13 protein-coding genes and 1 pseudogene are annotated in these 11886 nt (G+C 64.6%); 9 read left to right on the top strand and 5 right to left on the bottom strand.

Annotated features, from left to right (window positions below; translation table 11 throughout):
- A pseudogene (locus F812_RS26815) lies at positions 1–845 on the bottom strand (hypothetical protein); the annotation flags it as partial.
- 303 nt (positions 846–1148) lie between these two features.
- On the opposite strand from F812_RS26815, the gene F812_RS0111775 reads away from it, so the two are divergent.
- The 3 genes from F812_RS0111775 to F812_RS0111765 all read left to right on the top strand — a co-directional run bounded on the left by F812_RS0111775 (position 1149) and on the right by F812_RS0111765 (position 2527).
- Entirely contained in the window at positions 1149–1790 is a 642-nt protein-coding gene (locus F812_RS0111775) for an LOG family protein (RefSeq protein ID WP_051113825.1), read from the top strand.
- 154 nt (positions 1791–1944) lie between these two features.
- Positions 1945–2202 carry a hypothetical protein gene (locus F812_RS0111770; RefSeq protein WP_020086181.1) on the top strand — a complete coding sequence of 86 codons (258 nt, stop codon included), beginning with the start codon at positions 1945–1947 and terminating at the stop codon, positions 2200–2202.
- A 22-nt stretch (positions 2203–2224) separates the two neighbouring features.
- Positions 2225–2527: a hypothetical protein gene (locus tag F812_RS0111765; RefSeq protein WP_020086180.1), complete on the top strand. Its 303-nt coding sequence runs from the start codon at positions 2225–2227 to the stop codon at positions 2525–2527.
- A gap of 104 nt (positions 2528–2631) precedes the next feature.
- Here F812_RS0111765 and efp read toward each other — a convergent pair whose 3' ends face one another.
- The gene (gene efp, locus F812_RS0111760; RefSeq protein WP_026868070.1) at positions 2632–3201 is read right to left on the bottom strand and encodes an elongation factor P; all 570 of its coding nucleotides are present in this window, start codon (positions 3199–3201) and stop codon (positions 2632–2634) included.
- Between the two features lie 183 nt (positions 3202–3384).
- Entirely contained in the window at positions 3385–4128 is a 744-nt protein-coding gene (locus F812_RS0111755; protein WP_020086178.1) for a hypothetical protein, read from the bottom strand.
- 186 nt (positions 4129–4314) lie between these two features.
- Between F812_RS0111755 and epmA the strand changes: the two genes are divergently transcribed.
- From epmA to F812_RS0111740, 3 genes are read left to right on the top strand one after another with little or no spacing between them, the layout of a single operon-like run.
- The gene (gene epmA, locus F812_RS0111750; RefSeq protein WP_020086177.1) at positions 4315–5364 is read left to right on the top strand and encodes an EF-P lysine aminoacylase EpmA; all 1050 of its coding nucleotides are present in this window, start codon (positions 4315–4317) and stop codon (positions 5362–5364) included.
- A gap of 44 nt (positions 5365–5408) precedes the next feature.
- Positions 5409–5897, top strand: a complete 489-nt coding sequence (locus F812_RS0111745) for a GFA family protein (protein WP_020086176.1) — start codon at positions 5409–5411, stop codon at positions 5895–5897.
- Positions 5894–6940 carry a lysine-2,3-aminomutase-like protein gene (locus F812_RS0111740; protein ID WP_040498313.1) on the top strand — a complete coding sequence of 349 codons (1047 nt, stop codon included), beginning with the start codon at positions 5894–5896 and terminating at the stop codon, positions 6938–6940. The genes F812_RS0111745 and F812_RS0111740 overlap by 4 nt, the downstream gene beginning before the upstream one ends.
- Before the next feature lie 381 nt (positions 6941–7321).
- Here F812_RS0111740 and F812_RS23635 read toward each other — a convergent pair whose 3' ends face one another.
- On the bottom strand, positions 7322–7696 hold the full coding sequence (locus F812_RS23635; protein ID WP_026868069.1) for a DUF6980 family protein: 375 nt from the start codon (positions 7694–7696) through the stop codon (positions 7322–7324).
- Positions 7697–7908: 212 nt separating this feature from the next.
- On the opposite strand from F812_RS23635, the gene F812_RS0111730 reads away from it, so the two are divergent.
- The 3 genes from F812_RS0111730 to F812_RS0111720 all read left to right on the top strand — a co-directional run bounded on the left by F812_RS0111730 (position 7909) and on the right by F812_RS0111720 (position 11367).
- Positions 7909–10041 carry a molybdopterin-containing oxidoreductase family protein gene (locus F812_RS0111730; protein ID WP_020086173.1) on the top strand — a complete coding sequence of 711 codons (2133 nt, stop codon included), beginning with the start codon at positions 7909–7911 and terminating at the stop codon, positions 10039–10041.
- Positions 10042–10224: 183 nt separating this feature from the next.
- Complete coding sequence (locus F812_RS0111725; protein WP_020086172.1) at positions 10225–10584, top strand: hypothetical protein; 360 nt, start codon at positions 10225–10227, stop codon at positions 10582–10584.
- Positions 10585–10698: 114 nt separating this feature from the next.
- Positions 10699–11367: a hypothetical protein gene (locus tag F812_RS0111720; protein ID WP_156827390.1), complete on the top strand. Its 669-nt coding sequence runs from the start codon at positions 10699–10701 to the stop codon at positions 11365–11367.
- A 13-nt stretch (positions 11368–11380) separates the two neighbouring features.
- Here F812_RS0111720 and F812_RS0111715 read toward each other — a convergent pair whose 3' ends face one another.
- Positions 11381–11767 (bottom strand): DsrE family protein, encoded by a 387-nt coding sequence (locus tag F812_RS0111715; RefSeq protein WP_020086170.1) that lies wholly within the window; start codon positions 11765–11767, stop codon positions 11381–11383.
- Positions 11768–11886 lie beyond the last annotated feature (119 nt).

The following is an 11886-nucleotide window of genomic DNA, read 5'->3' as shown; positions in this document are numbered from 1 at the left end:
CGCGCTTCCTCGGCCTTGCGGGCCTCTTCCGCCTTTCTCGCCTGCTCCGCCTCGGCGGTCTTCAGGGCGTCCTCGGCGTTCCGGGCAGCTTCCTGGGCCAGCCTTTCCTGTTCCCTCTGAGCCTTCTGGGCCTCCTCGGCCTTGCGCGCGGTCTCGGCTTTCTCAAACGCCTCCAATTTGGCGAGGCCGTCAGAGATCCGCTGATCGAGATCACGCTTGATCTGCTCGAGCTCCTTCTTGCGGGCTTCTGCGCGTTTGCGCTCGGCTTCGGCGGGGCTATCGCCCATCGCTCCTGGCGCTGCCTCCGCCTCACGCGCCGCCGCCGCGGCTGCGGCGTCGGCCCGTGCAACCGCGTCCTTCCACTCCGCCTCGGCCCGGCGGCGTGCCTCGACGAATTCCTTGGCGTCGCGGGCAGACTGATCACCAGCGAGGCGATTTGTGAGATCGGGCGGCGGGAGACCCGCGACCTGATAGGCGCGCTCGATCCAATAAGACACGTAGCCCAGCGCGGCCGCGATTCCGGTGCGCAGGACATCGTAGGCCTTGGCGGAGTAGCTTTGCGGGGGCTGTCCGGACGACACTGCCCCAGTTTCACGCGGCACCGACAGCTTGTCTGCGACATCGGCCTGATAGGCATGCGCCGCGCGCTCCAGCCATTCGGTCAGCGCTTCGGGCAGAACGCTTTTGGGCTCAGGCGCGCTACGCGTCTCGGCGCCCTTGGTCTCTGCGGTGTCTGAGTTATCTGACGGCTTTGCCGACCCGGCTGCGGCGATGCCTGGCGCCATGCATCCAAGCAAAGCAGCGGCCGAGATCGCGGCCAGCCTTCCGGGTTGCCTATCCAGCATCGACGCACTCACTCCGGCACTCCACTCATGCGCACGGGCTCCCGTCCGCGGGCTTACCCCCAGGTTAGGCCATTCCAGGGGGGCGGGGTCAACGAACTTCCGGTCTTTGCTTAAGCCCGACCGCAAGTTAACGCCGCATCCTCAGTCCCGGTCGCCGGCCCCTATTGGCAGACAGTCACCGGAACGCCATCTAAATGGAACAGACCATGTTCTAGGTCCGTATCTTATCCGTATTAAGGAAACGACTTGAAAAGCCCTTCAGAAACAAACATTACCCCACTCAAACCTGTCGACATCCAGCGCGTGAGAAAGGACGAGCAGACGACGAATGGCGCCGCTGTTTCGTCCTCCAGGGCGCTGCGGAACGTCTGCGTCTACTGCGGGTCCGGCGTGGGTGAGAACCCGATCTATGCCGAGGCCGCGCACACGCTGGGGCGGGCCCTGGGAGAAAACGGCATCGGCCTCGTCTATGGCGGCGGCGGTCTCGGCCTCATGGGCGAGGTTGCGCGCGCGGCGCTGGCGGCGGGCGGCAGCGTGACCGGCATCATTCCCGAGTTCCTCACCGTTCGCGAGCACATGCTGCGCGAGGTAACCGATCTCATCGTCACGCGGGACATGCACGAGCGCAAACGGCAGATGTACGAAAGGTCCGATGCGTTCGTGGCGCTGCCCGGCGGCATCGGCACGCTCGAGGAGCTGGTGGAGCAGCTCACCTGGTCGCAGCTCGGCCAGCACAGCAAGCCCATCGTCGTGGCCAACATCGCGGACTTCTGGACGCCGTTCCTGAACCTCCTCGCACATATGCGCAAGGAAGCCTTCATCCGTCCGGGGCTCGAGGTCCGCTTCGGCGTCGTCACCCAGGCGAGCGAGATCGTGCCGCGCGTTCAGAGCCTGTTTGCCGAAAGCGTGGGCGAGCACAAGCCCTCGACGCTCATCAAATTCTGAGGGTTAGCCCCTCTTTCAGCCCCTATTTTACGGGCGTTCTCGGCGTGCCTCGCACGGCTGCGACAGGGTGCGACCCCGGTCCCCCTTCCCCACCTTCCGATGGCCCCATTTGGGGTTCATCCATGACGACGGTAGATTTCGTCTGGAGGTGCCGATGCGTACTTTCGCTCTCCTCTCCGCCCTTCTGCTTCTCGCCGGACCGCTCGGGGGCACACAATCGTTTGCCATTCCCTCGGCCCCCGACAATCCAGCGCTGGCATTCGACGACGAATATGGCGGGGGCGCCTACGACGACGATGGCGGATCGGCCGATCTCGATGATCCGGACGGTGACGGCGACGACGAGGATGCCCGCGGCCCTCGCGACGACGAGTGGGACGCCGAGGATACGGACCAAGGCATCCGAACCTAATCGGCGGCTGGCGCGTTTATGCATGACAGTCGACATGCACCCTGGAGGTGATGCGGTGCCCTATTCATTCATGCTCGCCGCTCTGATGACCGTCAGCGTCTTGTTTATGGTGTCGCACGACGCTCATGCCGGGCGAAAAGATCAGGCTCAGGCCGTTTCTGCCTACGGCGAGACCTATGACCTGCACGGACGCGTGAGCCGCTCCTATGAGCCGAGGCGCGCCCACCGGAAGCACCACGCCCACAAGCGGGTCAAGCGCGATCGCTCCTACGCCTATCCGAATAGCCCGTGGGGTCCGTTCCCGGGGCCGCCCGGATTATTCTAACGGCGCCAGGCCGGGCCAACCTGTCCGCGCCAGCTTCGCCCACAAAAAAGCGCGCCCGAGCACTGCTCCGGGCGCGCTTCTCGTTTCACCGACGATCGTTCCGATCAGTCCTTTGCGCGCTCAACGTAAGAGCCGTCAGCCGTCATGACGACGACGCGCGTGCCGCTGCCGATGTGCGGGGGCACCATGATACGCGCGCCGTTGGAGAGCTTGGCGGGCTTGTAGGAGGAGGACGCGGTCTGGCCCTTCACGACGGGATCCGCCTCGACGATCTCGAGGACGACGCGGGCGGGCAGCTCGATGGCGATCGGATTGCCTTCGAACATCGAAATCGTGCAGGTCATGCCTTCCTGGAGCCAGATGGCCTGATCACCCAGCACCTCCTTCGAGACCGGGATCTGGTCGAAGGTTTCGGGCTGCATGAAGTTGAAACCCATCTCGTCCTCGTAGAGGTAGTTGTAGTCCTTCTCCTCGAGGTAGGCGCGCTCGACCTGGTCGGTGGTGCGGTAGCGCTCGGTCACCTTCACGCCATCGGCGATGCGACGCATTTCGAGATGCGTGACGGGCGTGCCCTTACCCGGATGGATATTCTCCGCCGAGATGACGACGGCGAGCTTGCCGTCGAGATCGAGAACATTGCCCTTACGAATCGAGCTGGCGATCACTTTAACCACGGTCTTCTCCCATGAATTCAGATCGTGCCCGGCGGAAACCACGAAAGCTGCCTCGCGGCAGCTCGCCATACGTCCGTGCAGGGCAGGAAATATGGGCGCTCTCATACTCTGTATCGGGTGAGAGGCCAAGGGCCGATGCGTTAAGACGGCAATCGGCCCCCGATCCGGGGAGCTGGACCCGCGTCAGCCGAAAAGGCTCGCTATCCCGTGCCACAGGCGGCGCGCGCCATAGCCGATGAGCACGCTGACGCTCAGAATAGCCACCTGCAGGCCAACCTGTCGCACCGGGCCGATGGCGTTGAACTGGTCCTGAACCGCCTGCGCGGGACCGGCGGCCTGTTGAAGAAGAATGAAAAAATCGAGCCCGAACAACAGGGCGACCACTGCCATGAAAATGAGCAGCGTGGTCACGAAGCCGGAATGGAGGATGCCCTTCCAGATCCAGCCCGCGCTGATGCCGAGGGCGATCATAATGGGCGCGACGACGACGCTGCCGAACACGCCAATGCCGAGCGCAAGGCACCTTCCGAAATCCCCTCCCTCGGGCGAATGGCCGAGCATGACGCACGTGCTGCCCATGCCGAAGCCCGTGAGCCAGCTGATCAGCTCGATGATCACGAACAGCACGAGCGCCGTCACAAAGGCCGTGCCGAGCAGGTTTGCGCTGCCGGAGGGCGGCGCGGTGGCGGCGGCCTGCACCTTCCTGCGCGAGAAGGCGCGGCGGGACAGATCGAACAGGGGGACCGTCAGCACATAGATGAGGTTCTTGAGGGCATCGAGCGCACCTCCGAGATTGCCCTCCTGCGGAAGCGCGCTCAGCCCCACGCCCGCCGCCACGGCGAACACGAGGGTGAAGGCTGCGGCCCACAAGGTCGGCGCGTCGAGCGTCGCGGTCAGTGTCGCGGTGTCGGATTGGGTAGCGGTCATGCGATCCCCCTTCGGTTGCGGCCCGCCCTGCCGGCGAAGGTTAATCAGGGCTTCACCACAGCCGCAAGGTGGCCGGAACCCAACAAACACACCTTTCCGGAAATCGGCTTGAGGGGACCCTTCCCGCCTCGATATGGTGGCGGCGCGCCATCCTGCGATGCGCCCCATTTCGAGGATTGCCAGACCATGTCCGCCCCCTCCCCCTGGTGGGATCACGATCGCCACCGGGACCGCCGGCCATGGCTCATTTTGCGCAATCGCATCAAGGCCGCGATCCGGGCTTGGTTCGAGGCGCAAGGCTTCGTGGAGGTCGATCCGCTGGCGCTCGCCGTGTCGCCCGGCAACGAGACGCATCTGCACGCCTTCGCCACGGAGCAGATCGGCACCGCACTCGACCGGCGGCGGCTCTACCTGCACACCTCGCCCGAATTCGCCATGAAGAAGCTTCTGGCGGCGGGCGAGGACAAGATCTTCGCCTTCGCCTCCGTTTACCGGAACCGCGAGCGCGGGGCGCTTCACAGCCCCGAGTTCACGATGCTCGAATGGTACAGGGCGGGCGCGCCGTACACGGCCTTGTGGGACGATTGCGCGACTATCCTCTCGCTTGCCGCGGAAATCTCTCAGAATGCCGCCTGGACGTTCCGCGGACGCGATGCCGAGATTGGTGCGGGCCTCGACCGCATCACGCTCGACGAAGCGTTTCAGCGCTATGCGGGTTTCGCCCTGCTCGACACCTGCCGCGGCGGCAAACCCGATCGCGATGCTCTGGCAGAGCGCGCGCAGGCCGCCGGCATCCGCATCGCGCCGGACGACACCTGGCCGGACATCTTCTCACGCGTGCTCGTCGAGAAGATCGAGGCGGTGCTGGGTTCTCCGCGCCCGACGATCCTTGCCGAGTATCCCGCGCCGGAAGCCGCCCTCGCGCGCACCGTTCCGGATCGTCCGGAAGTGGCGGAGCGGTTTGAGCTCTACGTCTCGGGTGTGGAGCTCGCGAACGGCTTTGGCGAGCTCGGCGACGCCAGCGAGCAGCGCCGCCGCCTCGCGCACGAGATGGACGAGAAGGCGCGGATCTACGGCGAGCGCTATCCGTTGGATGAGGATTTCCTGGCGGCGCTTCCGCACATGCCGCCCGCGTCCGGCTGCGCGCTCGGCTTCGAGCGTCTCGTCATGCTGGCGGCCGGAGCGACGCAGGTGGATCAGGTGATCTGGACACCGCTCGCCGATGAGAGCAAGTAGGGTTTCCCGGCTCCATCAGGCGCGGGGTAGCCACGGAGAGACCCATGAGCGAGGCCCATAGCGGCGGGTGCCAGTGCGGCGCGGTGCGCTACCGCATCGACGGACCGCTCGGCCGCGCGGGCATCTGTCATTGCCGCATGTGCCAGAAGGCGTTCGGCTCCTGGGGCGCCGCGCTTGTGTCAGTGGAGATCGCTGCGCTCTCGTGGACACGCGGCCGGCCCGCCGAGTTCCGCTCCTCGCCGCGTGTCGCGCGCGGCTTCTGCAAGGAGTGCGGCACCCCGCTCTACATGCAGGAGGACGGCTGGCAGAGTTATGACATCGCGATCGGCTCGCTGGACAATCCGGAGGCGGCGCCGCCCTCGGAGCAGGTGGGCATCGAGAGCAAGCTCTCGTGGTTCGACGGACTGCCTTCACTGCCCGCCCACTCGACCGCGGAAGATCGAACGCCGGAAGATCTCGCCAAGCTCACCACGCGCCAGCATCCCGATCACGACACGGCAAGCTGGCCGCCGCTGACATGGCCGCCCGCATGACCCGGTTGCGTCACACTCTCCGGACGGCAACGGACCTCGTGGAGGCCGGGCTAGCGCCCGCCGAGGCGGAGGCCGATCTCGCCCGCGTTGGCGCGCGCTATGCCATCGCCCTCACGCCCGCTGTCGCCGAGCTGATCGACGCCAAGGCGCCTCTGGATCCGATCGCGCTGCAGTTCGTGCCCGATGTTCGCGAGCTGGATACGCGGCCGGAGGAGCGTGCCGATCCCATCGGCGATCACGCAAAGAGCCCGGTGAAGGGGATCGTGCATCGCTACCCCGATCGCGTGCTGCTCAAGATCGTCGGCGTGTGCCCGGTCTATTGCCGTTTCTGCTTCCGCCGCGAGATGGTGGGCCCGGCAGCCGAGGCCAATCTCTCCCAGGAGGAAATCGACGACGCACTCGCCTACATCCGCGCGCATCCCGAAATCTGGGAGGTGATCCTCACCGGCGGCGATCCGTTCGTGATGAGCCCGCGGCGCATCGAGGCGATCACGCTGGCGCTCTCCGCGATCGATCACGTGAAGATCGTGCGCTGGCACACGCGCGTGCCGGTGGTGGCGCCGGAGCGGGTGACTGCGGAGCTGGTCGCCGCGCTTCGCGCACCGAGAAAAACGGTCTACGTCGCGCTGCACGCCAATCATCCGCGCGAGCTGACCGGCGCGGCGCGCGACGCCATCGCGCGGCTCGTCGATGCGGGCATTCCACTCGTCAGCCAGTCGGTGCTGCTGCGCGGCGTCAACGACACGGTCGAGACGCTCGAAGCGCTCATGCGCGCCTTCGTGGAAGCCCGCGTGAAGCCCTACTATCTGCATCACGGCGACCTGGCGCCCGGGACGTCGCATTTCCGGACCAGCGTGGCCGAGGGGCAAGCGTTGATGCGCGGTTTGCGCCAGCGCCTATCGGGGCTCGCGATGCCCACCTATGTGCTCGATATCCCGGGCGGCTTCGGGAAGGTGCCGGTGGGCCCTGCCTATCTCGACGGCGACGTGGTGGCGGATCCGAGCGGGAGCCTCCATCTTACCGACGGCTCGTGCGCGCCCTAGGGCGTTTTGCGATCGGATGGAGCCGGATCGCGCGCTCTATATTTTTGATTTGCCGCATTTTCTTGAGACGAACTGGCATCCACTTGGTCGGAAAATGCGCTAGCGCGCCACTCCCCGACCGCGGAGCGGCGATATGCGGTCACGCGGCTGGACTCCAGCCTTCGCCGGAGTGACGGAGGCTTTGGGAAAACCGGCTCAGCGCACACGCGGCGTCATCCCGGCAGAGGCGGGATCCAGGCGCGTCGAAGCGAAGGCAGTTGCGCTTCGGCCGGTTTGCGCGCCGTAGACTGATCTCTCCCGCGGTGCGTCACGGCTGCCCTTGGAGGCGGCCATCCAGGGGCCAAGCAGAGAGGTGCACACGGCAAACCTGGGCTCTAAGCCTCATGTGCGCCGGCGCCAAGCGCCCGTGAGGTATTCGGGCGGCAGGGTCTCGTCCGTGTAGCCCTTGGCCTCCGTCTCCTCGAACCAGCGATCACGCTGACTTTCCGGCAGGCGCACCCCGCACCACGGGCAGCAAGCGATCAGCACGTAGGACGCGCCGCCGTCATGCACGACGAGACCGAACTCGTCGAACGTCTCGTTATAGACGATGAGACTGTCCGCGCAGTCGAACGGATCTGCATGCTGCGCGCAGGTGAACGCGAGTGCCGCCGACATTGCAGCGCAGCACAAGACGGCCGCCTCTGTGGGCGGCGTCCACGGCACATGCAACGGCATCCAGAGAACACGTCTCCCGGGAAAGAGCTCAGACGACATCCGCTATATCTTTAGAGTCATTACGAGATGATGATCGCGGCATTTCTCATTGAATACGCAGACTTTTTTATCTTTTTCACATCCTAAACAAGATGGTTGATGGTTTCCGCGCCCGATGTCAGAGTGTCGCACCACAAGAACAGAGACCGGCGCCCTCCGGAAGAGGGGTTCGAACGACCGGATCCAAAAAAAATTGCGACGGAGGACGCAGAATGAACGAGCAATTGAAGCCCGAAGTGTTTCACGGAGCCTGCCCCCACGATTGTCCCGATACCTGCTCGATGGATTACCTCGTGCAAGACGGCAAGCTGGTAGAGGTTCGCGGCAAGAAATCCCATCCGATGACGCGCGGCGGGCTCTGCGTCAAACTCAAGGACTTCCACGATCATCATGTCAACCCGGACCGGCTGCTCTATCCGCTGCGCCGCTCGGGACCCAAGGGCTCGAAGCAGTTCGAACGCATCACCTGGGACGAGGCCATCGCGGAGATCGGCAAACGCTGGCGCGAAATCATCGCCACCTACGGCAGCCAGGCCATCATGCCCTATAGCTATCTCGGCAACATGGGCCTCGTGCAAGGCATCAACTCGGGCGATCCATTCTTCAACAAGCTCGGCTCTACCGTGAACGAGAAGACGTTCTGCGCATCGGGCTCATCGACGGCGTGGCTGCTCACCGTGGGGCCGACCGGCGCGGTCGATCCGGAGAGCTTCGTGCACTCCCGCTACATCGTCATCTGGGCGTGCAACTCGATCTCCACCAATCTCCATCACTGGCCGTTCGTGCTCGAGGCGCAGAAGCGCGGCGCGAAAGTCGTGGTCATCGATTCCTACAAGTCACGCACCGCGAAAGCCGGCGACTGGCACATCTGCCCGAAGCCCGGGACGGACGGCGCACTCGCCATGGGTTTCATCAACTCCATCATCCAGCAGGGACTCGTCGATCAGGACTACGTCGACAAATACACGCACGGCTATCCGGAGCTGCGCGAGCGGGCGGCAGAGTTCACGCCCGAATACGTGGAGAAGATCACGGGTGTTAAGGCGGCGGATATCGCGCGCTTCGCCCACGAGTTCGCAACGGCACAGCCTTCCGTGATCCGTCTCGGCGTCGCGCTCGAGCGCAGCGCGGGCGGCGGCCAGGCGATCCGTGCCGCCTGCTGCCTCCCTGCGCTCGTGGGCTCCTGGCGCCACGTGGGCGGCGGCCTTCTGCAGATGCCGCTGTGGGACTTCCCCGTCGATTGGGTGAAGGCTGCGCGCCCCGATTGGATCAAGCCGGGCACGCGCGTCGTCAACAACCTGCGCCTCGGCGCGGCGCTCACTGGCGAGATGCAGCTCGATCCGCCGATCAAGAGCCTGTTCGTGTTCTGCACGAATCCCGTGAGCCAGGCGCCGGAAACCAACAAGATCGTCGAGGGCCTCAAGCGCGAGGACCTGTTCACGGTGGTCTCCGAGCACTTCCTCACCGACACGGCGAAGTATGCCGACATCGTGCTGCCTGCCGCGATGGCGGGCGAAGCCGAGGACATGATGTGGTCGTGGGGGCACTTCTACTTTACGTACAATCAGAAGGCGATCGATCCGCCGGGCGAGTGCAAGCCGACCAGCGACATGTGGAGACTGCTCGCGAAGGAGATGGGCTTCGACGATCCCGTCTTCAAAATGACGGATAGCGAGCTCTGCGCCGAGTACATCCAATGGGCCGATCCCAAGATGGGCGGCATCGACATGGAGTACTTCAAGACGCACGGGTACTACAAAGTGGACGTGGGATCGGCGGATACGCGCACGCCCCACGCAGAAGGCAAATTCCCGACGCCGTCAGGCAAGTGCGAATTCCTGCTGCACGACGCAAAGAACTTCGTCGCGGGCCCGTTCCGCGCGATGTACGACGGCGAGCAGTCGGGCGAGCCGGTCGATCCGCTGCCGGGCTATGTGCCGGCACGCGAACGGCCCGAGACGAACCCCGAGCGCGCCAAGCTCTACTCGCTCAACATCATCTCACCCAAGAGCCACGGGTTCCTCAACTCGTGCTACGCCAACGAGAAGCACAAGATCAAAGGACAGGGCGAACAGTTCGTGATGGTGAGCCCGGGCGATGCCGCCAAGCGCGACATCCGCGAAGGCGATCCCGTCCGCGTCTACAACGACCGCGGCGACTTCGAGGGCGTCGCGCGCGTGACTGACGACGTGCCGGACGGCGTGGTGGTGGCGACGCTCGGATACTGGCGCTCGCTCAACCGTTCGGACGGGTCCGTCAATTGCATCTCGTCGCAGGAATGGTGCGGCCTCGGGCGTGCGCCGACCTTCTCGGACAACCTCGTCGAGGTCTGCCGCGTCAACTGACGCGGTCGACGCTTCTGTTGCAGAGGGCCGCGGAGACGCGGCCCTTTTTTGCTGTGCCGCATCGTTCAGATCTGTGACAGTGCGGACACTGACCTCCGTAATTTTCCCATCTTGCGGATGGCGTTTCCGACTCGTGATAGAGCCCGCGTCCGTGACACTGAACCCTCTCACGGAGCAAATCTAATGATCCGCCCGTTCGCACGTTCGGCGCTCGCTCTTGGCCTCGCCGGAGCATTCGCCGCTTTCTGCCCGGCCTTCGCGGCAGACAAGAGCTGGGAGTTCGAGGTTGTAAACAAGGGCAACTCACCCGTGATCGAGTTCCGCACGCAGGAGGAAGGCGAGTGGAGCGAGAACTGGGTTTCCAGCCGCATCGAGCCTGGTGACAAGGTCACGCTGGACTTCGAAACGGACGAAGGCAAGTGCACGGTGCGCACGCAGATCCGTTTCATCGATGGCACCTACTTCGATGCCGACGTGGACTACTGCAAGGCCAACCTCCTGGAAATCTTCCCGGATACGCTGGTCTGGAAGGCCGCCGAGTAAGGCTCGTGGCGCAGGCAGCACACCGGGTCACAAATCCGTTCGCTGCCGATTGCTCATCTTCCACGGGGGCGACTAACATCGCCCCCGTTTTGTTGTGTTGCGGGGGGTGATGTCATGCGTGGTGCGCGATGGGGCGCTTGCGCTCTTTTGTTGTGTTTTTCGCTCGCCACGGGTGCGCGCGCCGACGCGATCTCAGAAAATCTCAATGTCTACCGGATGAGCCCTCCGCTGGCGTCCTACACGCCGGGCACCATCGCGCGCGGACATTTCGACAAGCGCACGTTCCAGCGCACGGGTGAAAAGCTCTTGAAGCTCAACGTGGTGCGCTGCCGTCCGCCGTTCGACAAGGATGGGTTCGAGGAGAACATCGACGGGGCGCTCTTCTCGACCCACGATCAGAAGACGTTCGGCCTCTCCGCGGGCTGGGCCAACATCCTGAACGCCTCGTTCAAGGGTGCCTACGTCTCGGATGTGTCGCTCACCTTCACCGGCACGATCTACGAGTACCCCGAGGACAAGCTCAAGCAGCTTCGCCGCTCGTGCCTCGGCTCCTCCAACCCGCGCAGCGACGAGAACCGCTTTCAGTTCCAGATCGTGCGTCTCGCGGTGGGACGCTTCGAATACAAGATCAACTTCACGGCCAACGCCGACGCGGGCCTCAAGGCCAACATCGCCAACAAGTTCGCGGGCGAATTGGGCGTGAGCGGGGGGCGTGATGCGAGCGGCATCGTCACCATCCCGCGCGGGGCGATGGCCTACCCGCTGTGGCGCGAGGACTGGTGAGGCTTGCGCCTCCTCAGTAAGTGAGCACGCGGGCGTCCGTCTCCATCACCGCCTCGATCAGCGCGGCTCCGCCGACCACGCGATCACACTCGGGGATCAGATCCTCGTGGTGGATCGCGAACATGTCGAGCGCGGGCGAGCAGCAGCAGAAACGCACGCCTGCCTCATGTGCCTCGCGGATGAAGTCATAGATGCTCTTGTTCATGCCGGGCTTGAGGTGCAGTCCTTCGGCCACGCCTCGCTTCATGAGCTTGCCTGCGGTGCCTGTGCACAGCACCTCGACGTCATAGCCCATGGCGGCGGCGAGGGCGGCCTGGAAAATCGGCGCACCAAGCTCCTCGCCGTTGCGAGGATCGCTGTTGGCCATGACGATGACGAGTTTCTTCGAAGGCTTGGGCATGACGGCCTCCTCTAATCGCATAGAGGCATGGCGACCACGCCTCGTCGCTGGAACGCGATAGCTGCGCATTCGATCCCATCATTAGAACAGGATTCCAGTCGCGCCGGGAGAGGCAATCG

It is taken from the genome of Hyphomicrobium zavarzinii ATCC 27496 (assembly GCF_000383415.1).
GTDB lineage: Bacteria > Pseudomonadota > Alphaproteobacteria > Rhizobiales > Hyphomicrobiaceae > Hyphomicrobium_C > Hyphomicrobium_C zavarzinii.
The sequence above is the reverse complement of the archived record's forward strand: the minus strand, read 5'-3'. Positions and strand labels throughout refer to the sequence as shown.